The sequence below is a fragment of the Curtobacterium sp. VKM Ac-2887 genome, assembly GCF_015350935.1.
Taxonomy (GTDB): Bacteria; Actinomycetota; Actinomycetes; order Actinomycetales; family Microbacteriaceae; genus Curtobacterium.
The window spans coordinates 44,679-71,524 of record NZ_JADKSB010000014.1; the positions used below are offsets into that span (position 1 = coordinate 44,679).

The 26,846-nt window shown below is 72.0% G+C and carries 29 protein-coding genes; 21 read left to right on the top strand and 8 right to left on the bottom strand.

Annotation, left to right across the window (positions count from 1 at the left end; translation table 11 throughout):
- Window positions 1-54 precede the first annotated feature (54 nt).
- From ITJ69_RS15360 to ITJ69_RS15375, 4 genes are read left to right on the top strand one after another with little or no spacing between them, the layout of a single operon-like run.
- Window positions 55-747 carry a maleylpyruvate isomerase family mycothiol-dependent enzyme gene (locus ITJ69_RS15360; protein WP_194673224.1) on the top strand — a complete coding sequence of 231 codons (693 nt, stop codon included), beginning with the start codon at window positions 55-57 and terminating at the stop codon, window positions 745-747.
- On the top strand, window positions 744-1,397 hold the full coding sequence (locus tag ITJ69_RS15365) for a CatA-like O-acetyltransferase (protein ID WP_194673225.1): 654 nt from the start codon (window positions 744-746) through the stop codon (window positions 1,395-1,397). Before ITJ69_RS15360 ends, ITJ69_RS15365 begins: the two co-directional genes overlap by 4 nt.
- Window positions 1,394-1,894 carry a GNAT family N-acetyltransferase gene (locus tag ITJ69_RS15370; RefSeq protein ID WP_235036019.1) on the top strand — a complete coding sequence of 167 codons (501 nt, stop codon included), beginning with the start codon at window positions 1,394-1,396 and terminating at the stop codon, window positions 1,892-1,894. Before ITJ69_RS15365 ends, ITJ69_RS15370 begins: the two co-directional genes overlap by 4 nt.
- Window positions 1,891-2,271, top strand: a complete 381-nt coding sequence (locus tag ITJ69_RS15375) for a VOC family protein (protein ID WP_194673226.1) — start codon at window positions 1,891-1,893, stop codon at window positions 2,269-2,271. Before ITJ69_RS15370 ends, ITJ69_RS15375 begins: the two co-directional genes overlap by 4 nt.
- Before the next feature lie 144 nt (window positions 2,272-2,415).
- On the opposite strand, the gene ITJ69_RS15380 is transcribed toward ITJ69_RS15375, so the two are convergent.
- Genes ITJ69_RS15380 through ITJ69_RS15390 form a run of 3 tightly spaced genes read right to left on the bottom strand, consistent with a single transcriptional unit; the run spans window position 2,416 to window position 5,956 of the window.
- On the bottom strand, window positions 2,416-4,038 hold the full coding sequence (locus tag ITJ69_RS15380) for a hypothetical protein (protein WP_194673227.1): 1,623 nt from the start codon (window positions 4,036-4,038) through the stop codon (window positions 2,416-2,418).
- A 5-nt stretch (window positions 4,039-4,043) separates the two neighbouring features.
- Window positions 4,044-4,970 (bottom strand): carbohydrate ABC transporter permease, encoded by a 927-nt coding sequence (locus ITJ69_RS15385; protein ID WP_123291805.1) that lies wholly within the window; start codon window positions 4,968-4,970, stop codon window positions 4,044-4,046.
- Window positions 4,967-5,956 carry an ABC transporter permease gene (locus ITJ69_RS15390; protein WP_235036018.1) on the bottom strand — a complete coding sequence of 330 codons (990 nt, stop codon included), beginning with the start codon at window positions 5,954-5,956 and terminating at the stop codon, window positions 4,967-4,969. The genes ITJ69_RS15385 and ITJ69_RS15390 overlap by 4 nt, the downstream gene beginning before the upstream one ends.
- A 164-nt stretch (window positions 5,957-6,120) precedes the next feature.
- Between ITJ69_RS15390 and ITJ69_RS15395 the strand changes: the two genes are divergently transcribed.
- The gene (locus ITJ69_RS15395) at window positions 6,121-7,128 is read left to right on the top strand and encodes a LacI family DNA-binding transcriptional regulator (protein WP_194673228.1); all 1,008 of its coding nucleotides are present in this window, start codon (window positions 6,121-6,123) and stop codon (window positions 7,126-7,128) included.
- A gap of 89 nt (window positions 7,129-7,217) precedes the next feature.
- Window positions 7,218-7,604, top strand: coding sequence for a VOC family protein (locus ITJ69_RS15400; RefSeq protein ID WP_228505847.1), 387 nt, complete (start codon window positions 7,218-7,220; stop codon window positions 7,602-7,604).
- 157 nt (window positions 7,605-7,761) lie between these two features.
- Here the strand turns inward: ITJ69_RS15400 and ITJ69_RS15405 are convergent, their stop codons facing one another.
- Entirely contained in the window at window positions 7,762-8,508 is a 747-nt protein-coding gene (locus ITJ69_RS15405) for an alpha/beta hydrolase (protein ID WP_323743126.1), read from the bottom strand.
- A gap of 83 nt (window positions 8,509-8,591) precedes the next feature.
- Here ITJ69_RS15405 and ITJ69_RS15410 point away from each other — a divergent pair, with 83 nt between their 5' ends.
- From ITJ69_RS15410 to ITJ69_RS15420, 3 genes are all read left to right on the top strand, one after another.
- The gene (locus ITJ69_RS15410) at window positions 8,592-9,086 is read left to right on the top strand and encodes a hypothetical protein (protein ID WP_194673229.1); all 495 of its coding nucleotides are present in this window, start codon (window positions 8,592-8,594) and stop codon (window positions 9,084-9,086) included.
- Window positions 9,087-9,105: 19 nt separating this feature from the next.
- Window positions 9,106-9,654, top strand: a complete 549-nt coding sequence (locus tag ITJ69_RS15415) for a dihydrofolate reductase family protein (protein WP_194673230.1) — start codon at window positions 9,106-9,108, stop codon at window positions 9,652-9,654.
- A 103-nt stretch (window positions 9,655-9,757) separates the two neighbouring features.
- Window positions 9,758-11,056 (top strand): NAD(P)/FAD-dependent oxidoreductase, encoded by a 1,299-nt coding sequence (locus ITJ69_RS15420; protein WP_194673231.1) that lies wholly within the window; start codon window positions 9,758-9,760, stop codon window positions 11,054-11,056.
- Between the two features lie 122 nt (window positions 11,057-11,178).
- Here the strand turns inward: ITJ69_RS15420 and ITJ69_RS15425 are convergent, their stop codons facing one another.
- The gene (locus ITJ69_RS15425) at window positions 11,179-12,084 is read right to left on the bottom strand and encodes an SDR family oxidoreductase (RefSeq protein ID WP_159573762.1); all 906 of its coding nucleotides are present in this window, start codon (window positions 12,082-12,084) and stop codon (window positions 11,179-11,181) included.
- A gap of 109 nt (window positions 12,085-12,193) precedes the next feature.
- Between ITJ69_RS15425 and ITJ69_RS15430 the strand changes: the two genes are divergently transcribed.
- The 3 genes from ITJ69_RS15430 (at window position 12,194) to ITJ69_RS15440 (ending at window position 15,279) form a co-directional block, all read left to right on the top strand.
- Window positions 12,194-12,766: a TetR/AcrR family transcriptional regulator gene (locus ITJ69_RS15430; RefSeq protein ID WP_159573761.1), complete on the top strand. Its 573-nt coding sequence runs from the start codon at window positions 12,194-12,196 to the stop codon at window positions 12,764-12,766.
- Between the two features lie 89 nt (window positions 12,767-12,855).
- Complete coding sequence (locus ITJ69_RS15435) at window positions 12,856-14,088, top strand: acyltransferase family protein (protein ID WP_194673232.1); 1,233 nt, start codon at window positions 12,856-12,858, stop codon at window positions 14,086-14,088.
- A 9-nt stretch (window positions 14,089-14,097) separates the two neighbouring features.
- Complete coding sequence (locus ITJ69_RS15440; RefSeq protein WP_194673233.1) at window positions 14,098-15,279, top strand: FAD-dependent oxidoreductase; 1,182 nt, start codon at window positions 14,098-14,100, stop codon at window positions 15,277-15,279.
- A 30-nt stretch (window positions 15,280-15,309) separates the two neighbouring features.
- Here ITJ69_RS15440 and ITJ69_RS15445 read toward each other — a convergent pair whose 3' ends face one another.
- Window positions 15,310-16,179, bottom strand: coding sequence for a UbiA family prenyltransferase (locus ITJ69_RS15445; RefSeq protein WP_194673234.1), 870 nt, complete (start codon window positions 16,177-16,179; stop codon window positions 15,310-15,312).
- The gene (locus tag ITJ69_RS15450) at window positions 16,176-17,099 is read right to left on the bottom strand and encodes a DMT family transporter (RefSeq protein ID WP_194673235.1); all 924 of its coding nucleotides are present in this window, start codon (window positions 17,097-17,099) and stop codon (window positions 16,176-16,178) included. The genes ITJ69_RS15445 and ITJ69_RS15450 overlap by 4 nt, the downstream gene beginning before the upstream one ends.
- A gap of 71 nt (window positions 17,100-17,170) precedes the next feature.
- On the opposite strand from ITJ69_RS15450, the gene ITJ69_RS15455 reads away from it, so the two are divergent.
- The 9 genes from ITJ69_RS15455 to ITJ69_RS15495 all read left to right on the top strand — a co-directional run bounded on the left by ITJ69_RS15455 (window position 17,171) and on the right by ITJ69_RS15495 (window position 25,960).
- The gene (locus tag ITJ69_RS15455) at window positions 17,171-18,019 is read left to right on the top strand and encodes a LysR family transcriptional regulator (protein ID WP_194673236.1); all 849 of its coding nucleotides are present in this window, start codon (window positions 17,171-17,173) and stop codon (window positions 18,017-18,019) included.
- Between the two features lie 74 nt (window positions 18,020-18,093).
- Window positions 18,094-18,528, top strand: a complete 435-nt coding sequence (locus ITJ69_RS20545) for an excisionase family DNA-binding protein (RefSeq protein ID WP_228505849.1) — start codon at window positions 18,094-18,096, stop codon at window positions 18,526-18,528.
- Window positions 18,529-18,556: 28 nt separating this feature from the next.
- Entirely contained in the window at window positions 18,557-19,123 is a 567-nt protein-coding gene (locus ITJ69_RS15465; RefSeq protein ID WP_132099842.1) for a PIN domain-containing protein, read from the top strand.
- A gap of 45 nt (window positions 19,124-19,168) precedes the next feature.
- Window positions 19,169-19,981, top strand: coding sequence for a fructosamine kinase family protein (locus ITJ69_RS15470; RefSeq protein WP_194673237.1), 813 nt, complete (start codon window positions 19,169-19,171; stop codon window positions 19,979-19,981).
- A gap of 309 nt (window positions 19,982-20,290) precedes the next feature.
- A complete protein-coding gene (locus tag ITJ69_RS20770) occupies window positions 20,291-22,447 on the top strand; it encodes an ArnT family glycosyltransferase (RefSeq protein ID WP_323743127.1) in 2,157 nt (718 codons plus the stop codon).
- A gap of 35 nt (window positions 22,448-22,482) precedes the next feature.
- Window positions 22,483-23,205 carry a response regulator transcription factor gene (locus ITJ69_RS15480; protein ID WP_123339010.1) on the top strand — a complete coding sequence of 241 codons (723 nt, stop codon included), beginning with the start codon at window positions 22,483-22,485 and terminating at the stop codon, window positions 23,203-23,205.
- Complete coding sequence (locus tag ITJ69_RS21015; protein WP_194673239.1) at window positions 23,202-24,776, top strand: sensor histidine kinase; 1,575 nt, start codon at window positions 23,202-23,204, stop codon at window positions 24,774-24,776. The genes ITJ69_RS15480 and ITJ69_RS21015 overlap by 4 nt, the downstream gene beginning before the upstream one ends.
- Before the next feature lie 108 nt (window positions 24,777-24,884).
- Window positions 24,885-25,163: a hypothetical protein gene (locus ITJ69_RS15490; RefSeq protein WP_194673240.1), complete on the top strand. Its 279-nt coding sequence runs from the start codon at window positions 24,885-24,887 to the stop codon at window positions 25,161-25,163.
- A gap of 308 nt (window positions 25,164-25,471) precedes the next feature.
- Window positions 25,472-25,960 (top strand): hypothetical protein, encoded by a 489-nt coding sequence (locus ITJ69_RS15495; protein ID WP_111084734.1) that lies wholly within the window; start codon window positions 25,472-25,474, stop codon window positions 25,958-25,960.
- 53 nt (window positions 25,961-26,013) lie between these two features.
- Here ITJ69_RS15495 and ITJ69_RS15500 read toward each other — a convergent pair whose 3' ends face one another.
- The gene (locus ITJ69_RS15500) at window positions 26,014-26,844 is read right to left on the bottom strand and encodes a helix-turn-helix transcriptional regulator (RefSeq protein ID WP_133937691.1); all 831 of its coding nucleotides are present in this window, start codon (window positions 26,842-26,844) and stop codon (window positions 26,014-26,016) included.
- Window positions 26,845-26,846 lie beyond the last annotated feature (2 nt).

Here is a 26,846-nt window from a genome sequence, read left to right on the forward strand (position 1 = left end):
TCGGGCGTCGGCATGGCTCCACCATAGGGAGCACCTCGTGACCATGCTGGCTCCATGTCGACGTACGACACCCACCTCACCGCCCTCGCCGGAGCAGCGCAACGGTTCGACGACGTCCTGCGGTCCGGCGACCGCGCGGCACCGGTGCCGTCGTGCCCTGGTTGGTCCGTCGAGGACCTCGGTGTCCATCTGACCGACGTGCACCGGTGGGCGCTCGGGCAGCTGACCGGTTCGGAGCCCGCACCGCTCGCGCACGACGACCTCGCGGACCGCTTCCGCACGGGAGCCGGCGAACTCGTCGCGGCGCTCCGGGCACGCTCCTCGGACACCCCGTGCTCGGCGATCTACCCGCCGGACACGGCCGCGACCTGGGCACGTCGCCAGGCGCACGAGACCGCGATCCACCTGTGGGACGCGCAGCGGGCGCTGGGAGTCGAGCCGGGCCTCCCGGTCGAGCTGGCGACCGACGGCGTTCGTGAGGTCGTCGGTGACCTGTACCCGCGTCAGGTGCGGCTCGGCCGCATCGCGGCGCTGGCGCGGACCGTCGCGTTCGCGTTCTCCGACGCACCCGGCGAGGCCTCGCTCGACGGCACGGACGGTGGCGACGCCGCCGTCATCGTCACCGGTCGGGCGGAGGACGTACTGCTCCTCCTGTGGAAACGACGGGCGCTCGACGAGGTCGAGCTGACGATCGACGGCGAGCGGGCAGCACTCGACGCCGCACTCGCGACCAGACTGGTGCCATGACGGAGCTCCGACCGATCGACCTGGCCACCTGGCCCCGCCGCGAGCACTTCGAGCACTACCGCCAGCGTGTGCAGTGCTCCTACGAGGTGACCGTCGACGTCGACGTGACGGCCTTCGTCGCGGCGGTCCGCACGAGCGCGGCGAAGACCTACGCGTCCCAGATCTGGGCGATCGCGACCGTGGTCAACCGTCATCCCGAGTTCCGGATGCAGCTGCTCGACGACGGCTCCCCCGGCGTCTGGGACGTCGTGCACCCGATGTTCACGGTGTTCCACCCGGACACGGAGACCTTCTCGGCGTTGGTCGTGCCCTACGACGAGGACCCCGGCCGGTTCCACGCCGTCGCGGTCGACACGATGGATCGGTACCGGGACGACGTCCGGATGTTCCCGCAGGAGGACAGGCCCCGGAACGTGTTCGACGTCTCCACCTTCCCCCGCACGTCGTTCACGGGGTTCGCGCTGCACGTCCGCGACGGGTACGACCACCTGTTGCCGATCATCACGCTCGGCAGGTACCGGACGGAGGGTGACCGCACGGTGATGCCGCTGGCGCTGCAGATCAACCACGCGGCGGCCGACGGTTTCCACACCTCGCGGTTGGTCCAGGAGCTCGAGGACCTGTTCGCGGACCCGTCGTGGCTGGCGTGACGGTCCGACCTGCGCTGCCGACCGATGCGGCCGCGATGGCCCGCGTCCACGTCGCATCGTGGCGGACGACGTACCGCGGCCTGATGCGGGACGAGGTCCTCGACGACCCGTCCTTCGTCGTCCGTCGCGAAGCGTTCTGGACGGCGGCACTCACCGACGCCCGGTTCGCAGCGAACCGGGTCGCCGTGGCCGAACACGAGGGAACGGTCGTCGGCATCGCCATGGCGGGTCCGGCGACCGGCGGGGCGGGTGCCGCAGACGTGCACCTCTTCGTCCTCTACCTGCTCGACGGTCACCACGGATCCGGCGCCGGCAGCGGGCTCCTCGACGCGGTGGTCGGCCCGGACGAGCGGGTCACGCTGTGGGTTGCCGACCCGAATCCGCGTGCGCAGGCGTTCTACCGCAAGCACGGCTTCGCGCCGGACGGCAGCGCGCAGGTCGACGACGGCGTCCGCGAGGTCCACATGGTCCGCGCCGGGAGTACAACGGCCCCATGACGAACGCCGTGGTGCACGTCGAACTCATCGGCCCCGACCCGGATCGGTTGCGCGCCTTCTACGCCGCACTGTTCGGTTGGGATGCGCCACCCGGAGCGCCGGTCGCTGCGGCCGTCTCCGATCAGACGTCGTACTCGTTCCTCGACCCCGTCGACGGCGCGGGTCCGGTCGCGGGCGGCATCGGCGGCGGTCCGGGCTTCGCCGCCCACGCAGTCTTCTACGTCGGCGTCGACGACGTCGCCGCCGCGCTGCAGGACGCGGAGCGCCTGGGCGGGTCGGCGGCACTGCCACCGACCCGGAACGAGGGCGGCGGGGTCACCGTCGCGCACTTCCGCGATCCTGCGGGCAACCTGGTCGGGGTGGCCGGGCCACGCTGACGGACGGGAGGCCCGTGGCGGACCCCGGCACGGGCCTCCCGTCCGCTCGCCCTGAGTCCAGGGCCGCGCAGGACGCCGTCGTGTGCGCGAGACGCCGAGAAACGGCGCGGCGTCTGGGCGCCACACCACGCGACGACGAGCGCGTCAGGACGACCGCGCTGCCAACGCCTGCTGGTTCTCGCGGCGGATCGCGTCGCCGCCCCGGCGACGCCACTCCCGCACGGTCCCCTTCCACGACGACACCTTCGCCCGCCCGAGCAGCACGTCGTTGATGGCGTTCGTCGCGAAGGTGCCGAGGGCCGGCCCGGTCGTCGAGTTCGTCGGCGAGTACAGGCCGTAGGCGGGGTTCGGCAGCCCGCGGTCGACCCACGACGACAGCGACTCGTAGACGGTGTCCGTCATCGTCGGGTTGCCCGAGTAGTACAGCGGCAGCGGGCACTCGGTGAAGTACTGCAACGGGAACTCGCCGAGCGCGGTCTCGCTGTTGCCCGTCTTCGTGAGGACCGGGGATCCGTCGCGGTACTCGAAGTCGCGGCCCTCGATGCCGAACTTGCGGTACATCCAGGCCTCGGTACCGAAGGGCGACGCGCACCAGTTCAGGACCTCGAGGAGCATCTTCACGCGCTCCTCACCGCCGGCGGCGACGGCCGCGATCGCGTTGTTCGGGTCGCCGAGCCACGGCTTCGGCTCCGCTCCGGACGGTCCGACGAAGGGGGCGATGGTCAGCTCGAAACCGCTGCCCGGGGTGGCCTGCTGCAGCAGTCCGGGGATGGCGCTGTACGTGTCGGAGAGCATGAGGGCGGAGCCCTGCACGAACCAGACCTTGCCGTTGTAGGCGGTGATGCTGTCCGGGTGGACGAGGTCCTCGGCGATGAGCTTCCGCGACACCTCGAGCAGGTCCTGGTACTCGTCCAGCTCGTACATGTGGGTGAACCGGCCACCCTCGACCTGCCACTGGTTCGGCAGTCCGAGCATCGGTCCGAGGATGTTCGTCGGTACCGAGGCGAGCGCCCAGCGGTTGCTGTGCGGGTCCGAGACGTCGCGGCAGACCTGCACGAACTCGTCGACGCTCGAGAACGCGGGGTCGACGCCGAGGGCTTCGAACCGGTCCTGCCGGCGGTACAGGGCCTGCGACGTCAACGGTCCGCGCGGGACGGGGACGCCGTAGATGCCGCCGGAGAAGACGGTGCCGCGCCACGACGCAGTCGGCAGGTTGGCGAGGTAGGGGTAGTCGCGGACGCCGCTGCCGGACAGGTGCGGACTGAGGTCTGCGGCCTTCGCTTCGAGGAACTGCGGCAGGTAGGGGAACGACCCGAACACCGTGAACACGTCGCCGAGGGTGTCGCCCGCGACCTGCGTGGCGAACTTGTTGCCGAAGTCGGCGTTCGGCGTGATGGTGAGGTCGAGGTCGATCCCCATCCGCTGGTCGAGCCCCTGCCAGTACGGGTTGCTGCCCTTCGAGGGCGGCACGGGCGAGTTCGTCGGGACGCTGCCGTGCACGGTCGAGCCGTCGCCGGGCTTGCCGTCGGTGGGCACGAGCGTCGCCGGGATCTTCCGGAAGGCGCTCGGCATGAGGGCGCTCGTCTTCGGGAACGCCGGCTCCGGCCCGCCGGCCCACGGCACGTAGTCCGGCAGCGTGACCGCCTGGTTGATCGCCTTGACGTCGGTCGAGCGGGTCACGGTGGAGCAGCTGGCCAGGAGGCCCGTGGCTGCGACCCCGAGACCACCCGCGATGAGCGCGCGGCGGGTGATTCCGTTGTTCGTCACGCTGGTCAGCCCTTCACCGCACCGGTCAGGACACCCTTGGCGAAGTGCCGCTGCAGGAACGGGTAGACGATGAGGATCGGCACGATCGAGACGACGAGGATCGCCATCTGGATCGAGGCCTGGGGTGGGAGGGCATCGGCGGATGCCCCGAGGTCGGCGCCGCCGAGCTGCGCGTTGTTGATCACGTAGGTGCGGAGCACCAGCTGCAGGGGCCACTTCGCGGTGTCGTTGATGTAGAGCAGCGCGTTGAAGAACGCGTTCCAGTAGCCGACGGCGTAGAACAGGCCGATGACGGCGAGGACGGCCTTCGACAGCGGCAGCACGATCCGCCAGAACACCGCGAAGTCACCGGCGCCGTCGATGCGTGCCGATTCGAGGAGCTCCTGCGGGATCGCCATGAAGAACGACCGCATCACGATGACGTTGAAGGCGCTCAGGGCGGTGGGCAGGATGAGCGCCCAGTACGAGTCGAGCAGCCCGAACTGCTTGACGACGAGGTAGTTCGGGATGAGGCCGGGCGCGAACAGCAGGCTGACGAGCACGAGGCCGAGCACGGCACCCGACCCGTAGGAGCCCGGACGGCTGAGGGCGTAGGCGAGCATCGCGCTCACGAACAGGCTGATGAGCGTGCCGACGGTGGTGATGCCGATGCTCACGACCAGGGCCCGGGTGACGACACCGCCGGCGAAGATGCTCTCGTAGGCGCTGAGGTCGAAGCCCTTCGGCCACATCACGAACCCGCCGGCGTCGTTCACCTGGCTGGTGGGTGCGAGGCTCGTCGACACGATGCCGACGAACGGCAGGATCACCACGAGGCAGATCACGAGCAGGACCGCTCCGGTGAGCAGCCGTCCGGGCAGCGGAGCCGCGTCCGGGCCACCGCGCTTGCGCTTCTTCGCCCGTGGGACGGTCACGGTGTGCGTGGCGGTCATCGCGACTCCTTCTGGTAGACGCCCGCTTCACCGAAGACGTGCGCGAGCTTGTTGGCGCCGAGCACGAGCAGCACGCCCACGACGCCCTTGACGAGTCCGACGGCCGCGGCGACACCCCACTGCCCACCGAGCACGCCGTTGTTGTAGACGTAGGTGTCGAGGACCTCGCTGGCGGCACGACCGACGGCCTGCTGCTGCAGGATGATCTGCTCGAAGCCGACGGTGAGCGAGTCGCCGAGCCGCAGGATGAGCAGCAGGATGATGATGCCGCGCATGCCGGGCAGGGTGACGTGCCACAGCTGGCGCCAGCGCGAGGCGCCGTCCATCTTCGCCGCCTCGTACAGGCTGGCGTCGATCGAGCTGAGGACGGCGAGGAACAGGATCGTCGCCCAGCCGGTGTCCTTCCAGATCACCTGGCTGGTGAGCAGGGCGATGAACCCGTCGGGGTTGCCGAGGAAGTCGATCGCGTCACCGCCGGCGGCACGGATCGCGTTGTTCACGAGCCCGGAGCCGCCGAGGATCTGCTGGAACACCGCGACGACGATCACCCACGACAGGAAGTGCGGCAGGTACAGGATCGACTGCACGACGCCCTTGATCCGCTCGGACAGCAGCGAGTTGAGCATGAGCGCCAGGATGATCGGTGCGGGGAACACGAACACGACCTGCACGAGGGTGATCACGAGGGTGTTCCGGAGCGCGCCGAGGAACTCGCCGTTGCCGTCGAACACCACCGAGAAGTTCTCGAACCCGACCCAGGGGCTGCGGCCGAGCGGGACGAACGGCAGGTACTCCTGGAATGCGATGAGGTTGCCGAGCAGCGGCAGGTAGTGGAACCCGAGCAGCAGGGCGACTCCCGGCAGGCCCATCAGCAGCAGCACCCGGTCGCGGCGGATCCGCTGCCACGTGCTCCGTCGGCGGAGCCCGGGGTCGGGTGGTGGTGCGGTGTGCGCGGTGGTCGTCGCGCGGACGTCGAGCTTCGTCACTCGGTGGCCTCCTCCGTTGGATTCCTGCAGCGACCCTGGCGTGCGGAGTTACAACGTGGCAATCCGTTGCCAAACGTTTCCATCGTTGTAACGCTCCAGTGAGCGCACACCCGCAGCCCCGCACGACGACTCCACCGGAGACCGGCCGCGCTACGCTCGTCCCGATGCGCGCAACCGTGCGGGACGTGGCCACCCTCGCCGGGGTGTCGCCGAAGACCGTCTCCAACGTCATCAACGGCGGCGTGGTGGTGCGCCCGGAGACCCGCGAGCGCGTCGAACGGGCCGTCGCCGAACTCGACTACGTGCCGAACCTGTCCGCCCGCGGGCTGCGGAACGGCCGCTCCGGTGCGATCGCCCTGACCCTTCCCGAGATGGCCAGCGCCTACTCCGCCGAACTCGCGCAGTGGTTCGTCGAACTCGCCCGCGAGCGCGGATGGGTCGTCCAGCTCGACCAGACCGGCAACGACCCGGCCCGCGAGCGCGACCTCGTCTCACGAGCCCGCGCCCACCTCGTCGACGGCCTCGTGCTCAACCCGGTGTCGCTCAGCGCGAGCGTCCTTGCCTCGACCGAGGGGCTCCCACCGACCGTCGTGATCGGTGAGGTCGAACCCGAGCACGTCGACCAGGTGCACGTCGACAGCCGGGCCGCCGCCGAGCAGGTCACCGCCTACCTGGTGTCCCGGGGCCACCGCCGGATCGCGGTCGCCGGTGCCGCCCGGGCGTCCGAGCCCACCGCCACCAGTGAGCTGCGGGAACGTGGGTACCTCGCCGCACTCGCCACCGCCGGGATCGAACCGGACCCCGCACTGCGGGTGCCGCTGCCGTCCTGGACGACGAGTTCGGCAGCGACGGCGTTCGCAGCCTGGCTCGACGAGCACCCCCTGCCCGACGCCGTTTTCGCGTTCACCGACTCGATCGCCTTCGGCGTGCTGCACGTCCTGGCCGCCCGAGGTGTCCGCGTCCCCGAGGACGTCAGCGTCATCGGGTTCGACGACATCGACGGTGCGGCGTACGCGATCCCCGCACTCAGCACGGTGTCGTTCGACCGGCGGGCGTTCGCGACGGCAGCACTCGACCTGCTGACCCGACGGATCGAGGACCGGAGCCTGCCGCCCGAGACCGTGGTGGTGCCGCACCGCATCGTCGAGCGCGCGAGCGTCGCCGACCGCTGACCGCTGATCGCTGACCGCTGACCGCTGACCGCTGACCGCTGACCGCTGACCGCTGATCGGTGGTCGCTGATCGGCGTACGCTCCGCGGCATGACCAGCGAAGACGCCTCGATGCCGACGCTCGCCGCGACCGTCCTGCAGTCCCCGGAGCCGATCGCCCTCGCCCGGTTCTACGACGCCCTGACCGGGTGGACCGTGTACGAGGACGACCCGACCTGGGCCCGCATCCGCCCCGCCGAGGGCCCGGGTCTGTCCGTGCAGTACGAGCCCGAGTACGTCGCGCCGACCTGGCCCGGCACCGCCGATGCCCCCGGCATGCAGCTGCACCTCGACTTCCAGGTGGAGGACCTGCCGGCAGCCGTCGCCCGCGCCGAGGAGCTCGGTGCCACAGAGGCCGCGTTCCAACCGCAGGACGACGTCCGGGTGCTGCTCGACCCCGACGGGCACCCGTTCTGCCTGTTCCTGCCCGGGGCCTGAGGCAGGCTGGCCGCGCCCCGAGGTTCCACAACATGCCGGATGATCTCCGCCGAGGTTCCGAACTGCGGCGATCCGAGCGCCGACATGCCGAGATTTCGGAACCTCGGGGACGGGACGGGCGCGGGGACGAGACGGGACTGGACGAGACGGGCGCGCCTCAGGCCGGGTCGGCGGCCGCCAGCACCGCGGCGCGCGTGCGGACGTCACCGAGGATCCGGAAGTGCCCGCCCACCGGCAGCCGCACGTTCGTCGCCCCGGACAGTTCACTGCCCTCGGGGATGAGCGTGTCGAACACCCCGTAGACCGAGGTGATGCGGGCGTTCGCGTCGAGCTCCCGCGCCAGTCCGGCCAGCACGGGATCGGCCGCCCGGAACACCCGCAGGTGCCGCACCGGAGCCAGTCGCGCGTAGCCCGACCCGGCGAACGGCGTCGACACGGCGACCATGCGGTCGATGCGGCCGTGGTCGTCGAGCTGGGTCATCGCGTACTTCCCGATGAGCCCGCCCTTGCTGTGCGCGAGCACGAGCACGTTCCGCAGGTCGTGCTCCTCGAGGTACGCGAACACGTCGCGCGCCGAGTCCGGCACCGGCCGCAGGTTGTGCCGCAGCACCGGCAGCACGTGCACCGGGTGCCCGCGGTCGTGCAGGGCGTCCATGAGCGGCCGCATGAAGTGCCAGGTCTCGTAGACGCCGGGGATCACCACGACGGGCTGGCCGTCGCCGGTCCGGTAGTCGTCAGCGGTGGTGGGCCCGAGGCTCCGCACCTGCCACGAGATCGCGTACCACCAGTCGAGTGCGGCCCACCTCGCGCGTCGCACCAGCGGGATGCCGGGAGGCACGGGTCGACCCGTGCGCGTCGGCTCCGTGCGGAACGTGGTCGGGTCCGTCTCCAGCTCATCGCGCACGCCCCGAGGGTACGCGGCGGTTCGCAGCACTGCGTCAGGCTCGTCATCGGCTGCACATAGGGGCGCGGTGTGCACTGCCTTCCATGAGCGACACCACTCCCACGAACGGCCACGAGCCGGGCAACGCCGCCCGCACTCCCTCGGCAGCGGCACCGGCCGGCTGGGGTTCGGCACCCACGCCGACCTCCACGGCGACCCTCGACGCACCCGCACCGAACCAGTACGCCCAGCAGCCCTACCGCTCCGACGCCGGATCCTGGAACGCCGGCGACCCGAACGGCGCCACCCCGTGGTACGGCGCCTCGGCCCCGACGAGCCGGAAGAGCGCACCGAAGCCGCCGTGGTTCTGGCCCGTCCTGGCTGCGATCGTCGGGCTGGCGGCGCTGCTCGTCGGCGGGGGCATCGGCTTCGCCATCGGGCATGCGATCGGTGGAGACCAGTCCCAGTCGACGACGCAGGTGCCCGGCACGAACGGCGGCACGAACCAGTTCCCGGGCAACGGCACCGGGCAGCTCCCCGGGTACGGATCCGGCAGCGGCACCGACGGCAGCAGCAGCGACAGCGGCACCGGCAGCTGATCCGCAGTACGCTCCGGCCATGCGCAAGGTCACCGCAGGGCTGTTCACGTCGGTCGACGGCGTCGTGCAGGACCCGTACGAATTCCAGTACGACAGCTTCGACGACGAGCTCGGGGCCGGGATGGGCGCGTTCATGGCCCGCACCGACACCGTCCTGCTCGGCAGGAACAGTTACCTCGAGTGGTCCGAGTGGTGGCCGGCACACCCCGACGATGGCTTCGGGCAGTGGATCAACCCGATCGAGAAGTACGTGGCCTCCACGACGCTCGACGACGACCTGACGTGGCAGAACACCACCAGGATCGCGGGCGACCTCGACACCTTCGTCCGCGAGCTCAAGGAACGCGACGGCGCCGACATCGCGGTGTGCGGCAGCGTGAGCGTCGTCCGGCACCTGCTGTTCGCTGGGCTCCTGGACGAGCTCCAGCTGATGGTGCACCCGGCGATCGCCGGCGCCGGCCGGAAGCTCTTCGAGCCGACCGACCCGGCCACGCGCCTGCGGCTGGTCGACAGCACCGTGACGAGCAAGGGGAACGTCGTGAGCACCTACGCACGGCTCGACGCCTGACGGAGCCGACCCGGGCCTCCCGGTCGGCAGTGGACGGGAGCGGTCCACAGCGCGCGTACCCTCGTGGGTGACCACCTCACGAACCGAAGAAAGCCGGATCAGCATGCCCCAGGACACCCGCCCGCACGTCGTCATCGTCGGCGGTGGATTCGCCGGTGTCGCTGCCATGCGCGAGCTGGCGGACGCTCCCGTCCGGGTGACGCTCGTCGACCGGCACGTCTACAACATGTTCCAGCCCCTCATGTACCAGGTGGCGACGGGCGGGCTGAACGCCGGCGACGTGACGTACTTCCTGCGCAGCCTGCGCGCCAAGCAGGACAACGCCGAGTTCCGGCACGGCTTGCTCACCGGCATCCGGACCGACGAACGCATCGCCGAGATGTCCGACGGCGAGCACCTGCACTACGACTACCTCGTGCTGGCGAACGGCGTGAACACGAGCTACTTCGGCACCCCGGGCGCCTACGAGTACGCGTACTCGATGTACTCCCGCTCGCAGGCCCTGCGGATCCGCGACGAGCTGTTCACCCGGTTGGAAGAGGCTGCCGCGAACCAGGGCCCCGACGAGATCAAGATCGTCATCGTGGGCGGCGGCGCGACCGGCGTCGAGATGGCCGGCGCACTCGCGGAGCTCCGCGACCAGGCACTCGAGGGGGCGTACCCCGAGCTGGACAAGGGTGCCATCACGATCACCCTCGTGCACCGCAGTGGCGAACTGCTCAAGCCGTTCGCTCCGCGCCTGCGCCGGTACGCGGCCAAGGTCCTGCGGAAGCGCGGCGTCGTCCTCCGGCTGAACACCGGCGTCTCCGAGGTCAAGACCGACGGCGTGATGACGGCCGACGGCGAGTTCATCCCCGCCTCGCAGGTCATCTGGGCCACCGGCGTCGCCGCCCACAAGGAGGTCTCGGGCTGGGGCCTGCCGCAGACCAGCGGCGGACGCATCCAGGTCGGCGACGACCTGCGCGTCAACGGCGCCGAGCGGATCTTCTCGGCCGGCGACATCGCGGCGCAGTCCGAGGCCCTCGCGCAGCTGGCCCAGCCGGCGCTGCAGGGTGGACGGCACGTCGCGAAGCAGATCAAGCGCCTACTCGAGGGCAAGGCCACCGAGCACTTCAAGTACTTCGACAAGGGCACGATGGCGACCATCGGCACGAACGCCGCGGTCGCGCAGCTGCGGGGTGGCATCACGCTCGTCGGGCCCGTCGCGTGGCTGGCGTGGGTGGCGGTGCACATCGCGTCGCTGCTCGGCAACGGCAACCGGCTGTCGACACTGTCGCACTTCTTCGTCCGCTACCTGTGGTTCATGCGGAAGCGCGCGATCCCGATCGTCGGCGACGTCCGGCCCGTGCGCCCGAACGGCGACCGCGAGCCGGAGCCGTGGCAGATGCAGAAGTCCGAGTAGTCGGCGCCGACGCGCTCGCGCGTCGCGCGTCGCTTCGCGGTTCGCTTCGTGAGTAGAAATGGTCGGGTCCGGTGACTGAACCCGACCATTTCTGCTCACCATGCGCGGGTGCTCCGCGCCGCCTACGCGACCCGCACGCCGGAGTAGGCGCCGGCGGCGATGTCCTCGAGCAGGCCGGGGCCGGTCGGCTCCCACCCGAGGAGCTCGCGGGTGGCGTCGGACGTGGCGGACATCTCCATGCCGAAGAACCGGCCGATGAACCCGAAGTGCGCGTCCGCGTCCGCCGGGTCGATCGAGGTCACCGGCAGCCCGAGGACCTCGCCGATGGCCTCGGCGATCGCCCGGGTCGGGATCGCGGTCTCGGCGACGGCGTGCATCCGAGTGCCGGCCGGCGCCTGCTCCAGACCGAGGCGGACGAGCCGGGCGGCGTCGGTGACGTGCACGGCGGACCAGCTGTTCGTGCCGTCGCCGACGTAGCCGGAGACGCCGCGCTGCCGGGCGGCGCCGACGATCGCGGCGATGAAGCCGTGGTCACCGGTGCCGTGCGTGGTGGGCGCGAACCGGGCAGCGATCGTGCGTACCCCCTGGCCGACGAAGTCGAAGCCGCGGTTCTCGCTGCCGCCGCGCATGCTGTCCGGGCCGACGAACGGGTTGGCGTCCGCTTCGGTCGAGGGGCGGCCCTGGGCGAGCCCGGCGACGCCCGATGCGAGGACGAACGGGCGGTCGGTGCCGACGAGCGCTGCACCGATGGTCTCGACGGCGGCCCGCTCGCTGGCATTGGTGGCGGCGGCGTTCGCCCAGTCGTGCTTGTTGGCGAGGTGCAGCACGCCCTCGGCCTCGGAAGCGCCCCGGCGGATGACGTCGAGGTCGTCGAGGTCACCGCGAAGGACGGCGACGCCCTTCGCCTCGAGCGCGGTGGCCGACGCGTCGGAACGCGCGAGCCCGGTGACGGTGTGTCCGGCGGCGAGCAGGTCGTCGACGGTGTGGGAGCCGATCCAGCCGGAGGCCCCGGTGACGAACACGTGCATGAGTGGTCCTTTCGCAGGTGTCCACGGCGGTGATGTCATGAACTGACATCACCGTAGCACTCGATGTCAGCCGCTGTCATCAAGGTGTCCTGTTCAGTAGACTCTGTGCATGGCTCGATGGCAACCCGGAACGCGTGAACGACTGCAGGCGGTCGCGCTGCAGCTCTTCGCGTCCGAGGGCTACGACGGCACCACGGTCGCGCGGATCGCCGCCGAGGCCCAGGTCACCGAGCGCACCTTCTTCCGGCACTTCGCCGACAAGCGCGAGGTCCTGTTCGCCGGCCAGGACGACTTCCTCGCGATGTTCGTCGACCCGATCACGGCCGCCCCGGCCGACGCGGCGCCCTTCGACCTGGTCGGACGCGCCCTCGACGCCGCCGCCGGGTTCTTCCCCGAGGACCGCCGGTCGTGGTCGCGGGCCCGGCAGACGATCATCGACGCGAACGCAGCGCTCGGCGAACGGGAGCTCGGCAAGCTCGCCACCCTGAAGGCACGCCTGGGCGAGGTCATGCGCGAGCGCGGCGTCCCCGAACCGGCGGCGACGATGGCCGCCGAGACCGCCGTGACGGTGTTCCACCTGTCCTTCGCACAGTGGATCACCCCCGGCGAGGACCGTCCCTTCGCAGCGATCGTGCACGAACGGCTCGACGCCCTGGCGACCCTGGTGCACCCCGGGCGTTGAGTCGGCTCTTACCTGCCGCGCGCATCATGTGACGATCCGGTCACGACGCGTCCCGCTGTCGTGGCCGCCCGATCGCGCAGGAGGTGCCCGTGACGACCGACGTGCTCTCGCCCGAGCGGGTCCGCGCGACGACGGCACCTGGCCGCGCGACGACCGCGCCCGGCCACGCGACGACCGCGCGGGGCCGGACCGACCGCGACCCGACGGGCCGGACGCCACCGCCCCCGCTCACCCATCGCGCACCCGCCCTCGACGGACTCCGGACCATCGCGATCCTCGCCGTCGTCCTGTACCACCTGCACGTCCCGCAGTTCGAGGGCGGCTTCATCGGCGTGACGGTGTTCTTCGTGCTGTCCGGCTTCCTGATCACCACGCTGCTGCTCGGTGAACGCCGACGCACCGGTCGTGTCCGGCTGGGTTCGTTCTGGCTCAAGCGCCTGCTCCGCCTCTACCCCGCGCTGCTCGTGTTCGTCGCGGTGGGTCTGCTGCTGTGGAACTGGGTTGGTGACTACAAGGGCGCGTCGTTCTCGGCGGGCGAGGCCGGGGTCATCGCCCTGACCTACACCGGCAACCTCTTCCGCGCGTTCTGGGACACCACGCAGGGTGTGTTCGCGCACACGTGGAGCCTGTCGATGGAGGAGCAGTTCTACCTGGTCTGGCCACCCGTGCTCGTCCTGCTCGCGACACTGCGGGCCCGACGGCGCTGGCTGCTGACGGGCCTCGGCGTCCTGGTGGTCGGGGCGTCTGCGGCGTCGTGGGCGAGCTACCGGTCCCCGAGCGGCGGCGCCACCCCCGACGTGTACTTCTCGCCGGTGCTCGGCGTCGTACCGCTCGCGCTCGGGTGCGCGCTCGCGCTGCTGCTCGACGACGAACGGGTGCGCGTCCGGGCAGCCGGGGTCGCCGGACACGTCGCGACCTGGACCGGCCTCGGTCTCCTGGTGGGTGTGCTGCTCTGGATCGACGACGACTGGACGCAGCACGCCTGGACCTTCGGTGTCGTCCTGCCGGTCACCGGGGTGATCTCGGCGGTGCTCATCGGTGGCCTGGTGTCGGTGCGCTCGCCCGTCGCCACGGCGCTCAGCTGGACCCCGGTGGCGTGGTTCGGACGACGGGTGTCGTACTCGGCCTACCTGTGGCACCCGCTCGTCATCGCGCTGCTCGGCACGTTCGCGATCGGCGCGTGGGGCACGGTCGGGCTGGTCGGCATCGTGCTGCTCGTGTCGATCGGTGCCGCCTACGCGGTCGAGGTCCCCGTGGAGCGGCTCCGTCGCCGGCTGCGCACGAGCAGTGCAGCTGTGCGCGGCTCGACCGCCCGACCGTAGGCTCGGCCCGTGACCACGGAGCGCACCGACGTCCTCGTCGTCGGCGGTGGTCCCGTCGGCCTCTTCCTCGCCGCGCTGCTGGCTGCGCGGGGCATCGCCGTGCAGGTGTGGGAGCGTCGCCCCGGTCCACCCGAGGGGTCGCGCGCCATCGGCATCCACCCGCCGTCCCTCGACGCTTTCGCCGCGATCGGGCTCGACGTCCCGGTGCTCGCCGAGGCCACCGTCGTGCGCACCGGCGTCGCGCGGAGCCGCGGGCGGACGCTCGGCACGCTGACCTTCGACCGTGCCTCGGACACCCACCCGTACGTCGCGACGCTCGACCAGCACCGCACCGAGTCCCTGCTGCGGGACCGGCTGGCCGCTGCCGACGGAGCCGCGCTGCGCACCGGCACGACGGTGACCACCCTGTCCCGGCACCGTGACCACGTCGACGCGGTCGGCACCGGCCCGGACGGCGCACGGGTCACCGTCCGGGCGGCGTTCGTCGTCGGGGCCGACGGCGCACGGAGCGTCGTCCGTGACCTGCTCGGCATCGGCACCACCGGACGCGACTACCCCGACCGCTACGTGATGGGCGACTTCGCCGACCCCGAAGGCGCCGACGCCCGGACCGCGGCCCTGGTGGACGTCGGCCCCGGAGGCGTCGTCGAGTCCTTCCCCCTGCCGCACGGTCGGCGCCGGTACGTCGCCCTGGTGCCGGACTCGCTGGCGTTCGCCCCGAGCGGCGCGACCCCCGACCCGGAGACGGCGGCACGACTGGCCGCGATCGTCGCCGCACGCACCGGCGTCGTCCCGGATCCGTCCTCCTGCACGATGCTCAGCGGCTTCCGGGTGCGGCGCCGCGTCGCCGACCGCGTCGGGGTCGGCCGGGTCGTGCTCGTCGGCGATGCCGCCCACGAGATCAGCCCGATCGGCGGGCAGGGCATGAACCTCGGCTGGCTCGACGCGGCCGAGCTCGCGCCGTTGCTCGCCGGTGCGGTCCGGACCGGCGTGGCCGGACCGTGGCCCGGCTACGCCGCCCGCCGCCAGGCAGCCGCCCGCCGTGCGGCCCGGCAGGCCGAGGCGAACATGGGGCTCGGTCGTCCGCTCGGTGCCGTCTCCACCATCGGACGGGAGGCGCTGCTCCGGACCGTCCTGTCGCTGCCGACCGCGCACGGCCTGGCTCGGCTCTACGCCATGCGCTGGGCCTGACGGCTCGCGTCGGCGCGCGGCCGGCTCGCGTCAGGCGACGAGCCGCGCCCCGGCGAACCCGAGCTCGACGACGAGCACCAGGGACGACGCGATGACGAGCCGGAACAGGGTCCGCGATGCCCGTCCCGCCAGCACCAGCCGGACCCCCACCACGGCGAGCACCAGCACGACGACCGCCCCGACCACGGCGAGCACGACCCCGATGCCGCGGACCGGGTCGTCACCGAGCACCTGTCCGCCGAGCACCAGGCCGGCCGCGACGACGAGCGACCCGAACGCGACGATCCCGGCTCCCCGGAGCCCGAGGCGGTGCGGGAACCCGCGGACCCCGGTGGCGGCGTCGTCGACCAGGTCGGGCAGGACGTTCGTGCAGTGGATCGCGACGCCGAACACCGCGCCGGTGGCGATCGCCCACCACGCCGGCCACAGCTGCTCGGGACCGGCGGACACCGCGACCACGGGCAGCAGCCCGAACGCGACGACGAACGGCACGACCGACCACACGGTGCGCTTGAGCCCGGCATCGTAGGCCCACCCCGCGGCGACGAGCACCAGGTGCGCGACAGCGGCGACGGGCCCGAGGAACAGCGAGAGGACCACAGCGGCACCGGCCGTCACGAACGCCGCCGTGCGGACCGTCTCCACCGCGATGAGTCCGCGGGCGACGGGTTTGTCGCTCCGGCCGACGGCACGGTCGCGGTCGGCGTCGATCCAGTCGTTCGCCAGGCCGATCGACAGCTGTCCGGCGACCACCGTCAGCGCGACCAGGACCACGAGCCACACCGGGTGTCCGACGGCCGCGGCGATGACGGCGGAGAGCACCGTGACCGTGACCGTCGGGCCGGGGTGGGACGACGCGAACAGCAGTCGCACCACGTGGGGGTCCTGGCCGGAGGTCACCCGGCCAGCGTACGGGCGGGGCGTGCCGGACGACGCAGACTCCGGCGGCCGAGCACCCCCGAGGCCAGCGCGATGCCGAGCAGCACGACCAGTCCACCGACCGGTTCGTTCCACCGCACGCGCTCACCGAGCACGAGCACGCCGAGCGCCACGCCGACCACCGGCGTCAGGTAGGTGACCGTCGACGCCCGACCGGCGCCCCACGCCTGCACCAGGCGCGTGTTCCACGCGTAGGCCAGCCCGGTGCCGACGCAACCGAGCGCGACCATCGCGGCCGCGATCCTCCCGTCCAGCTGTACCGGGCCGGTGGCGATGGCGGGCGCGACCAGCAGGAGCATGCCGGACGCCAGCGTGAGCTGCACCGTCGCGATCGTGACCGGGTCGTACGCGCTGCCCACCGCCACGCGCCGCAGGTAGGCAAGGCCGATGCCGTAGGAGGCGGTCATGCCGAGCAACGCGACCTGTCCCGGGACGCTCGCCAGGACGGCCGGGTCGCCGAGCAGGTCCCAGGGACCGACGAGCACCAGCACCCCGACGATGCCGACCACGATCCCGGCCACCTGCCGGCCCCGCAGCCGTTCGGAGGGCACGAGCACCGCGAGCGCCGCCAGCGTCATGATCGGGGTCGTCGCGTTGTAGATGCTCGCGAGCCCGGACGGCACGGTCTGCTCGGCCCACGCCATCAGCGACGACGGCAGGGCGTTCAGGAAGAACGCGACGACCGCCAGGTGCGCCCACACGCGGGGCTCCCGCGGCCAGCGCCGACGGGTCGCGAGCAACAGCACGACGAGCGTCACGCCGCCCAGGACGGTCCGCACGGTGGCGACCTGCTGCGGTGCGAGTCCGTCGAGGCCGATCTTCGCGAAGAGGAAGCTCGAGCCCCAGGTGAGGGCGACGAGACCGTAGAGGAGGGCGTTCATGTGGCCTAGTGTCGAACCACCAACGCCCATGCGGCAAACGCATGGGGTTCATGCCGACATGAGGAGCACGCATGACCGTCTCGGTCCCCCAGCTCCGTGCGTTCGTCGCCACGCTCGACGCCGGGTCGTTCACGTCCGCGGCCTCCGTGCTCGGCGTCGGCCAGTCGGCCGTCTCGCACGCCGTCGCCGGGCTCGAGCGCGAGGTCGGCGGGCCGGTCGTCCGGCGCGGTGCGGTCGCCGTCCCGACACCCCTGGGCGACCGCCTGCTCGCCCACGCCCGCAGCGTGCTCGCCTCGGTCGACGCCCTGGAGGCAGTGGTCCGGCCCGCCACAGCGCGCGGCACCGTGCGACTCGCGGCCGTCCCCACCGTCTGCCAGGGCCTGCTACCGCGGCTCCGCGAGCTGTGGGCGGTGACGTTGCCCGACGTCGACGTGCAGGTCTACGAGGGCGACGACGACGAGATGCCCGATTGGCTCGAGAGCGGCACCGTGGACGCAGCCGTGCTCGTCGACCCCTCGCCGGTGCCGGCCGGGGGCGTCGTCGTCGCCCGGGACGAGATGGCCGCCGTCGTCCGGCGCGACCACCCGCTCGCCGAACTGCCCGCGCTCACGCTCGACGACCTGCACGAGGACGGGCTGGTCGCGGGCGGCGGCGGGTGCGAGTACCAGATCCAGAAGCTGCACGAGCTCGACGGACGCCCCTTCCGGTACGCCCACCGCGTGCGGGAGATGAGCACCATGTTCGGGATGATCGAACGGGGCGAGGGCGTCTCGATCGTGCCGACGCTCGGCCGGGTGATGCTGCCGCCGAACCTCGTGATGCTGCCGATGGCCCGGCGACTCGAGCGGACCCTGGTGCTGAGCGGCCCGTCGTCGCGCGAGTGGCACCCGCTGGCGAGGGCGCTGGTCGACGCGGTCTGACGGGTTGCACTTGCAAGTGCAACCCCGGTACCGTTGAGCCAGTTGCCCACCAACGGACGCGAGACGGAGACCCGATGCGCCAGACCACGACGCCACGGCCCCTCCGCGTCGACGAGGTCGCTCGCGCCGAGGCCGTCGACCTCGTCGAGCGCGCTGGCGATCGACAGGTCGCGACCGTCGAGCTCCACCTCGACGACGGCACGGAACTCGTGCTCCCGGAGCGACTCGGAGGCTTCGTCGCGAACCTCGTCCGCAGCATGGCCGACGGGGCTGGCATCTCGACGAGCATCCTCCCCGACGAGATGACGACGACCGTCGCCGCCGACGTCATCGGGATCTCCCGGCCCACCTTGATGAAGGCCATCGGCCGAGGTGAGATCGCTGCACACACCGTCGGGACCCACCACCGGCTCCGGCGCGCGGACGTCCTCGCAGCCCGAGACGCACGACGGGTCGCCCGCGCAGCGGCAGCTCGCGAACTGCTCGAGTCCGGTGAGGCCTTCGACTGACACCCGGTCGCACTAGGCTTGATATGTGATGCTTCAGCGGGTCTTCGTCGATGCGAACGTCTTCTGCAGCCGGACGTTGCGAGACTGGACGTGCCTGCTCCGACTGCACACGGACGGCATGTTCCAGCTCCACACGACCGAGGACGTACTGGCCGAGACCACGCACACCCTCCGCCGACTGCACCCCGACAGGCCCGGGTCGGCCGTCTCCCGGCTGCGAGCAGCGATCCTCGACTCGATCGACGAGCTCGTCGACGACTTCGACGCCACGGTCGAGTACCACGGAACCGATCCCGACGACCGGCACGTGCACGCCGCCGCGATCGCCTGCGGGGCGCACGTCCTCCTCACGCAGGACCGTGGCCTCCGCGCGACGGATGCAGCGATGTACGAGGTGTACCGCTGTGACGAGTTCTTCAGCCTGGTCGACGACTCGGCGCCGTGGATCGTGCGCGACGTCGTGCGCGAGCAGGCGCGGTACTGGTCCAGCCGTCCCCGCGGCGCACGGAAGAGCCTGCCCGGGGCGCTCCGTGACGCCGATTGTCCGACGTTCGCCGGGCGGGTGGAACGACATCTGCGGTTCCTCGCCGGATGACCGTGCGCTGAACGGACGACGGGGACCCCTCGGCAGGATGGACCGATGGCCGAGACGCACGTGAAGACCTTCACCACCCCGGACGAAGCGGCAGCCGAAGCCGCCGGCCTCGGCTGGCTCGCCGAGGCCGAAGACGCTGGCGGCACCAGGATCGCGCGGGTGCTGGACCGGCCGGCCACGACCGTGCTCGACCTCGAGCTGATCACTGACGGCTCCCCCACCGCCGCACAGGCCGAGCGCTTCGGACGCTCCCTCGCGCACACCCACGCCGCCGGCGCCGACCACTGGGGCGCACCGCCCGCCGGCTGGACGACGGGTTCCGCGCTCCGGATGGGACGCTCCCGCACCCCGTTCGTCGACGCTGCGCATGCACCGAGTACCTGGGGCGCGTTCTTCGCCGAGTACCGGATCCGCGACTTCGTCCGCCGAATCGTCGACGCCGGCGGGTTCGACCACGCCCAGGCGGCCGTGTTCGAGCGGGTCGCCGACCGGGTGCAGGACGGCACGCTCGGGTCGCCGCAGCCCGCACTCGTCGGGGACCGGCCCGCGCGGCTGCACGGCGACCTGTGGGCCGGCAACGTGCTCTGGCCGACGGACGCGTCCGAACCGACCGGCGCGGTGCTCATCGACCCGATCGCGCACGGCGGGCACGCCGAGACCGACCTGGCGCTGCTCGGACTGTTCGGGCTGCCTCGGTTGGAGACGGTGCTCGCCGCCTACGGCCGGGAGTCGCGGCTCGCCGACGGCTGGCAGGAGCGCGTCGAGCTCCACCAGCTCGCGCCGCTGCTGCTGCACGTGTTCCTGTTCGGTGGGTCGTACACGGGGGCGGCGCTGCACGCGGCGCAGCGGTACGCCTGACCCGCGCACGGCGCGGGCTCGCTCGGCCCGTGCGAGGTTGCCCGACCGGGGACCGGCGCCGCACCGTGCGGGCTCGCTCACTCCGTGCGAGATTGCCCGCTCCGTGCAGCGCTACAACCGCGCACCGAGCAGGCAACCCCGCACGGGCCGGACGACAGCGCACCGTGCGCCGCCCCAGCCCCGCCAGCCCGGCCGGCGCCGAGTCAGCCAACCTCGCACCGTGCATCCTTAGGCCGCGCACAGCCGGCGCAGTGCCGCGCTCGGGGAACGCCCCCGATGCTCATCGACATGACCACGTACCCGATACCCGTGACCGATCGAAGGGGCCCCGCGCTGACCGACGCGCAGGATCGGCGTCGCAAGCCGCTCGCCCGCCTGTTCCTCGGCGAGCGCGAGGACGCCCGCTGGCTCCGGCCGGCGTTCTGGGCGCTCCTCGCCGTGACCGCCGTGGTGTACCTCTGGGACCTGAGCGTCTCGGGGTACGCCAACAGCTTCTACGCCGCCGCCGTGCAGGCCGGCACGAAGTCGTGGGAGGCGTTCTTCTTCGGCTCCCTCGACTCGTCGAACTTCATCACGGTCGACAAACCCCCGGCGTCGCTCTGGGTGATGGTGTTGTCCGCGCGGCTGTTCGGCTTCTCGAGCTTCAGCCTGCTGCTCCCGCAGGCGCTCATGGCCGTGGGCTCGGTCGCACTGGTGTGGGGCACGGTTCGCCGCACCCTCGCCCGCGTCGGCACCACCACCGCGAACGTGGGCGCGCTGCTCGCCGGCTTCGTCGTCGCGGCCACGCCGGCGGCGGCCCTGATGTTCCGCTTCGACAACCCGGACGCGATGCTCGTGTTCCTGATGACCGCCGGCGTGTACTGCACCGTGCGGGCGCTGCCGCGAGGCAGCTGGAAGTGGATCGCACTGGCCGGGGTCGCCCTCGGCTTCGCGTTCCTGACGAAGATGCTGCAGGGGCTGCTCGTCCTGCCGGCCTTCGGCCTCGTCTACCTGTTCGCCGCCCGCACCACCTGGGGCAAGCGCGTCATCGGGCTGCTCATCGCCGCGGGGTCCCTCGTGGTGTCGGCCGGCTGGTGGGTCGTCGCCGTGTGGCTGTGGCCGGCCGAATCCCGCCCGTACATCGGCGGTTCGACGAACAACACCGTCCTCGACCTGGTGTTCGGCTACAACGGCCTCGGTCGGATCTTCGGCGGATCGGGCAACGGCGGCGGAGGCGGCGGCATGACCGGCGGCACCGCGGGTGGCTCCTTCGGTGGCTCGACGGGCCTGAACCGGCTGTTCTCGTCCGAGATGGGGCTCGAGATCTCGTGGCTCCTGCCCGCAGCGCTCATCGCACTGGTGGTCGGTCTGGTCGTCGTCGGACGCCGTCACCTGGCCGACCCGGCCCGCGCCGGACTCGTCCTGTGGGGCGGCTGGCTCCTGGTCACCGGCCTGGTGTTCTCGTACATGTCCGGCACGATCCACCCGTACTACACGGTCGCGTTGGCACCGGCGATCGCCGGGCTCGTCGGCACCGGTGGCGCACTGCTCTGGCACGCACGAGCGCGGTTCGTCGGCCGGCTCGGCCTGGCCGCGATGATCGGCATCACCGCCTTCTGGGGCTGGTGCCTCCTCAACGAGAACCCGACGTGGCTGCCCTGGCTCCGCTGGGTGATGCTGGCCGGCGGGCTGCTGTCCACAGCGCTCGTGGTGATCGGCAGTGTCCCGTCGCTCCGCAAGCTGGTCACGGTCGGCGTCCTCGCGGGCACCCTGTTCGGGCTCACCGGCACCACCGCCTACGCCCTCGCCACGACGACCGTCGCGCACTCCGGTTCGATCCCGAGCGTCGGTCCGGCGGGCAGCAGCTCCGGTGGGATGGGCGGCGGCGGCACGGGTGGCATGCCGGGAGGCACGGGCGGACCGGGTGGGTCGACCTCCGGCTCCGACGACGGCGGCTCCGACAGCACGTCCGACTCCCAGCAGGGTCCCGGCGGGACCCCGCCGGAGGGCGCGTCCGGCGAGGCGCCGGAGATGCCGGACGGCACGTCCGGCACGGCACCGGGCAGTGGCCAGGACGGCACGGACGACGCGACCTCCGAGGGTGGGTCGGGGACGGGCCTCCAGACCGGGGGCGGTGGCGAAGGTGCGTCGACCTCGTCGGCACTGCAGAAGCTGCTCGAGGCGTCCGACGCGAAGTGGGCGGCCGCCGTCAACGGATCGCAGTCGGCCGCGCAGCTCGAACTCGACACCGACACCGCCGTCATGGCGATCGGTGGCTGGTCGAGCGACCCGGCACCCACGCTCGCCCAGTTCAAGGCGTACGTCGCCGACGGGGACATCGGGTACTACGTCTCCTCCGGCTCCGGTGGCGGCGGGATGGGCGGCGGGTCGTCCACCGCCTCGGCGATCCAGGAGTGGGTCGCGGCGAACTACGAGTCGACCACGGTCGGTGGGCAGACCGTCTACGACCTGAGCACCGCCAAGTGATCGACGACGAGGGCGCGGTGGATAGGCTCGCGGACGTGACCGGCCAACCGCTGCAGCGCACCGACGGCACCCCCGTCCGCGCCCTCGTCGTCGACGACGAGCACGCCCTGGCCGACGCCGTCGCCCTCGCGTTCGAGGGGGACGGCTGGGCCGTGCGGGCGGTGCACCGAGGACGCGACGTCCTGTTCGCCGCGCGGGAGTTCCAACCCGACGTCATCGTCCTCGACGTGATGCTGCCGGACATCGACGGGTTCGAGGTGCTCGAGCGGCTCCGCGACTCCCGCGACGCCGTCCGTGTGCTCTTCCTCACCGCGCGCGACGCCCCCGAGGACCGGCTCGCCGGACTCACCGGCGGCGGGGACGACTACCTGACGAAGCCCTTCGGCATCGACGAGCTGCTCGTCCGGGCGCGGATCCTCGCACGGACCTCCGCTCGGGTCGCAGCGGTGGGCGGGAGCGCCGAGGTGGTGGTCGGTGACCTCCGCCTCGACGAGGACGCCCGCGCCGTCAGCCGTGCCGGCGAACCGATCGAGCTCACACCGACCGAGTACGAGCTGCTGCGGCACCTGGCGCGGAACGCCAACCGGGTGCTCTCGCGGGAACAGCTGCTCGCGGGCGTCTGGGGCATGGACTTCGGGTCGTCGTCGAACCTGGTCGACATGTACGTGTCGTACCTGCGGAAGAAGCTCGACGCCGGACGCGAGCCGATGCTGCAGACCGTGCGCGGGGCAGGGTACGTCCTCCGGCCGACGACGTGAGCCGATCGACGAAAGCGATCCGGGCCCGTCCGACCCGCGCCGGACGGGTGCCGTCGTTGCGGTGGCGGGTCGTGGCTGCCGTCGCGCTCCTGCTCGTCGCGACGAACGTCGTCGTCGGAGCGGTGACCGTCGTCGCGTTCCGGGGGTACCTGGTCGAGCGCCTCGACGCGGAGCTGTCGACGGCGGCGAACCGGACCGTCGGCGGCCGGAACGGCGCGGACGCACCCACCGGCCCGCCGCCCGGGTCGTCGTCGGGATCGTCGTCGGACCGTCCGGATCCGGACAACGCCTTCATCGGGGCGCCGGGGCAGTCCGCCGGCACCGTCGTCGCGATCGTCCGCGACGGCACCGTGGTGCTCGGCGGGTACACCGACAGCGACGGCGACCAGCACGGGCTGTCGTCGGCGCAACGGCGGACGCTCACCGCGGTCGACAGCGGCGCCGACCCGGCGACGATCGACCTCGGCTCGCTCGGCACCTACCGGGTGCAGGCGGTCGGGGACGACGGCGACGTGTTCGTCACCGCACTCCCCCTCGGCGATCTGAACGCCGCCATCGCCCGCCTGTTGCTCGTCATCGGGATCGTCACGGTTCTGGGCCTCGTCGTCGCCGCATGGGCCCTCGCACTGCTCGTGCGGCGGTCCCTCCGACCGCTCGAACGCGTCGCCGCGGTCGCCTCCGGGGTGACCGACCTCGACCTCGAACGCGGCGACACCGACATCCCGGTGCGGGTCGCCGACGCCGACCTCACCGCGAACCGCGAGGTCGGGCAGGTCGGTACCGCACTGAACCGGCTGCTCGGGCACGTCGCCCGAGCCCTGACGGTGCGCCGCGACGCCGAGGCCGGCATGCGGACCTTCGTCGCCGACGCCTCGCACGAGCTGCGGACGCCGATCGCGACCGTCCGGGCCTACGCCGAGCTGACCGCGCGCTCGTCGGACCTCGACGCGATCCACCGGAACGTCGACCGGATCGGCCGGGAGGCCGTGCGGATGGGCGACCTCGTCGAGGAACTCCTGCTGCTCGCACGGCTCGACGCGACGGCCCTGGCGTCCGGGGCTCCGGTGTCCCCGATCGTGCGCGAACCCGTCGACCTGACCTCGATCGTGGTCGAGGCGACGATGGACGCCCGGGCCACCGCGCCCGGGCACCGGTGGACCCTGCAGATCGTCGACGACCACCCGCTGACCGTGACGGGCGACGCGGAGCAGCTGCGCCGCGTCGTGACGAACCTGCTCGCGAACGCCCGGACGCACACCCCGACCGGGACCGCGGTGGTGGTGTCGTTGCAGCGGATGGGGCCGTCCGGTGCTGGTGCGGCCGCTCGCCTCGTCGTGGCCAACGACGGGCCGCCGATCCCGGCGGACGCACTGCCGACCCTGTTCGACCGGTTCACCCGGGGTGAGGCCTCGCGGACCCGTGCGCAGGGACAGGGGACGAGCGGCCTCGGGCTGGCGATCGTGCAGGCCGTGGTGTCGGCGCACGGCGGGAGCGTGCGGGTGGCCTCCGGCCCCGGTCGGACGGCGTTCACGGTGGACCTGCCGGACGTGGTGCCTGTGCCCGCTTCGTGACGTCCGCCTCGCCCGCTTCGTGAGCAGAAAAGGTCGAGTCCTCTGGCGCGACTCGACCATTCCTGCTCACGAAGGACGCCGGCCCCGACGGCGACGCATACTGGTCGCATGACGAAGGAGTACGGCGAGCTGCCGGGTCGCCCGGACCCGTCGGAACTCGTGGTCGAAGTGCCCGCGTTCGAAGACGACTGTCCGCAGCCCGAACCTGCACCGCCGGCGGCGGCACCGGAGCTCGTCGCAGCGACCGAGTTCGCCCGGAGTTCCCACGCGCCGCCGACGATCCGCCGGACCCAGGTCCGTGCAGGGATGTGGATCGCGGGCGTGCCGATCGCGGTCCTCGCGGTCATCGCGATCGTGCAGATCCTGCAGATCCTGCTGCAACCCTGACGGTACCCGCGTGCTCGTTGCGGGTCAGTCGTCACGGACGTCGACGTCTGATCCGCAGAACTCGCCGGGAAAGCGCAAGACCCGAGCGCCCAACCGTCCGAATGGGTCTCGGGTCCACTTCTCGAAGCACGCCACCGGCGGGCCGGGCCCCGGAGGGTGGCACACCTTCGCGGCGCTGGACGGATCGTCAGACGATCGTCCAACGTCCGGGCCGAACGCGTGCAACCCGGCACCCGGCGACGCAGGCTGGGTCCTGTCCGAGCTGGACGACCCACACGGGTCACCACCGCAGAGATGGGAACACGATCATGAACTCGTTCAAGCGCAAGTCCGTCAAGCTCCTCGCCGGCACCGCACTCGGTGGCGCCGTCATCGCCGGGGCGTTCGTCGCGGCACCGGCACAGGCCGCCGAGCCCGCACCGAGCACCTCGGCCTCCGTCGGCGGCAACGTCAACGTGAACCTCGACCCGGTCGCGATCGTCAACGCGATCAAGGACGCCGTGAACGACCAGAGCGACCGCGGCGGCGCCGTGCAGGCCGCGCTCGACGTCGGCTACTGGAACGCGGGCAACCCCGACCGCCTCACCGTCGCGGTGGTCAACAAGAACCAGGACATCACGGTGTCCGGCGACGTCGCGGACGCGCAGTCGATCGACATCAAGGGCGGCAACTACGTCATCTACTGGTTCAAGGGCCCCGGCTCGATCACGAACAACGGTGACGGCGGCTGGCTGAACTGGGGTGCGTTCGGCAACATCGAACGCATCGACAACGTCATCCACGTGAACGGCGGCTGATCCGCCGGCACCGATCCGTCGGCGCCGCACCGACGCCCCCGGGGACCACGGTCTCAGGGGGCGTCGTCGTGTGTGGCGGGACGCTCGGCGGCGGGCTCGATCGCCGGGGGCCAGGTCCGTGCTGCACCGCGGACCTCGCGCCGTGCACGGATCCACCCCTTCACGAAGGCGACCGACACCAGCGCCGTCCGGTTCGGCGCCTTCCACGACTTCATCAGCCGTCCGAGGTGCCACGCGACGGCCTGGCGGCTGTAGGCCGTCTCCTTCGCGATCTCGTCGTTGGAGAGCCCCTGCGCGGCGAGCGCGAGCATCTGCTCCTCGGTCTCGTCGAGGCCGGGCGCACGGGCGACGAGGTCGATCTCCCCGGTGGTGACCGCCGCCGCGGACTCGCCCGCCGATCGCCGTCGCTGCTCGGCCCAGGCCTCGGCCCAGCACGAGCCGAGTTCATGGGCGACGAGCGAGGCGCGGCTCATCGCGAGCATCGTCCGGCCGGCGTGGTCGAGCGTGACGGCGTGGTCGCGGGTGGCCGTGTGCATGACGAGGGCGAAGACCCGGATCGCCGGCAGGGCCCCGCGGAGCACGACCGACACGTCGACGCGGGGGTCCTCCGCGCTCGCGGCCGCCACCGCGCGCAGCTGGTCGAGGCACTCGCGGTCGACGGGTTCACCGCGCTCGACGGCACGCAGCGCGGCGGGGAGCACGAGCGGGACGATCTCGGCGTACCGGCGTCGCAGCCAGTCGTGGCCGTCCGGTCGGATGCCGTGCAGCGGAGGCGTGAGCAGGAGCTCCTCGAACTCCGGACACCGCTCGTCGAGCGCCAGGCCGAGCCGCTCCCCCGGGAGCAGCACCGCCGATCGGTGTGCGTCGTCGCGCTCGGTCGTCATCG

Excerpts from the sequence above, each read along its gene's own strand:
- ITJ69_RS15375 (WP_194673226.1), top strand. The coding sequence starts at position 1,891 with ATGACGAACGCCGTGGTGCACGTCGAACTCATCGGCCCCGACCCGGAT.
- ITJ69_RS15465 (WP_132099842.1), top strand. The coding sequence starts at position 18,557 with ATGCTTCAGCGGGTCTTCGTCGATGCGAACGTCTTCTGCAGCCGGACG.
- ITJ69_RS15455 (WP_194673236.1), top strand. The coding sequence starts at position 17,171 with ATGACCGTCTCGGTCCCCCAGCTCCGTGCGTTCGTCGCCACGCTCGAC.
- ITJ69_RS15470 (WP_194673237.1), top strand. The coding sequence starts at position 19,169 with ATGGCCGAGACGCACGTGAAGACCTTCACCACCCCGGACGAAGCGGCA.
- ITJ69_RS15385 (WP_123291805.1), bottom strand. The coding sequence starts at position 4,970 with ATGACCGCCACGCACACCGTGACCGTCCCACGGGCGAAGAAGCGCAAG.
- ITJ69_RS15420 (WP_194673231.1), top strand. The coding sequence starts at position 9,758 with ATGCCCCAGGACACCCGCCCGCACGTCGTCATCGTCGGCGGTGGATTC.
- ITJ69_RS15430 (WP_159573761.1), top strand. The coding sequence starts at position 12,194 with ATGGCTCGATGGCAACCCGGAACGCGTGAACGACTGCAGGCGGTCGCG.
- ITJ69_RS15495 (WP_111084734.1), top strand. The coding sequence starts at position 25,472 with ATGAACTCGTTCAAGCGCAAGTCCGTCAAGCTCCTCGCCGGCACCGCA.
- ITJ69_RS15490 (WP_194673240.1), top strand. The coding sequence starts at position 24,885 with ATGACGAAGGAGTACGGCGAGCTGCCGGGTCGCCCGGACCCGTCGGAA.
- ITJ69_RS15360 (WP_194673224.1), top strand. The coding sequence starts at position 55 with ATGTCGACGTACGACACCCACCTCACCGCCCTCGCCGGAGCAGCGCAA.
- ITJ69_RS15450 (WP_194673235.1), bottom strand. The coding sequence starts at position 17,099 with ATGAACGCCCTCCTCTACGGTCTCGTCGCCCTCACCTGGGGCTCGAGC.
- ITJ69_RS15400 (WP_228505847.1), top strand. The coding sequence starts at position 7,218 with ATGACCAGCGAAGACGCCTCGATGCCGACGCTCGCCGCGACCGTCCTG.
- ITJ69_RS15425 (WP_159573762.1), bottom strand. The coding sequence starts at position 12,084 with ATGCACGTGTTCGTCACCGGGGCCTCCGGCTGGATCGGCTCCCACACC.
- ITJ69_RS20545 (WP_228505849.1), top strand. The coding sequence starts at position 18,094 with ATGCGCCAGACCACGACGCCACGGCCCCTCCGCGTCGACGAGGTCGCT.
- ITJ69_RS15500 (WP_133937691.1), bottom strand. The coding sequence starts at position 26,844 with ATGACGACCGAGCGCGACGACGCACACCGATCGGCGGTGCTGCTCCCG.
- ITJ69_RS15410 (WP_194673229.1), top strand. The coding sequence starts at position 8,592 with ATGAGCGACACCACTCCCACGAACGGCCACGAGCCGGGCAACGCCGCC.
- ITJ69_RS15415 (WP_194673230.1), top strand. The coding sequence starts at position 9,106 with ATGCGCAAGGTCACCGCAGGGCTGTTCACGTCGGTCGACGGCGTCGTG.
- ITJ69_RS15395 (WP_194673228.1), top strand. The coding sequence starts at position 6,121 with ATGCGCGCAACCGTGCGGGACGTGGCCACCCTCGCCGGGGTGTCGCCG.
- ITJ69_RS15365 (WP_194673225.1), top strand. The coding sequence starts at position 744 with ATGACGGAGCTCCGACCGATCGACCTGGCCACCTGGCCCCGCCGCGAG.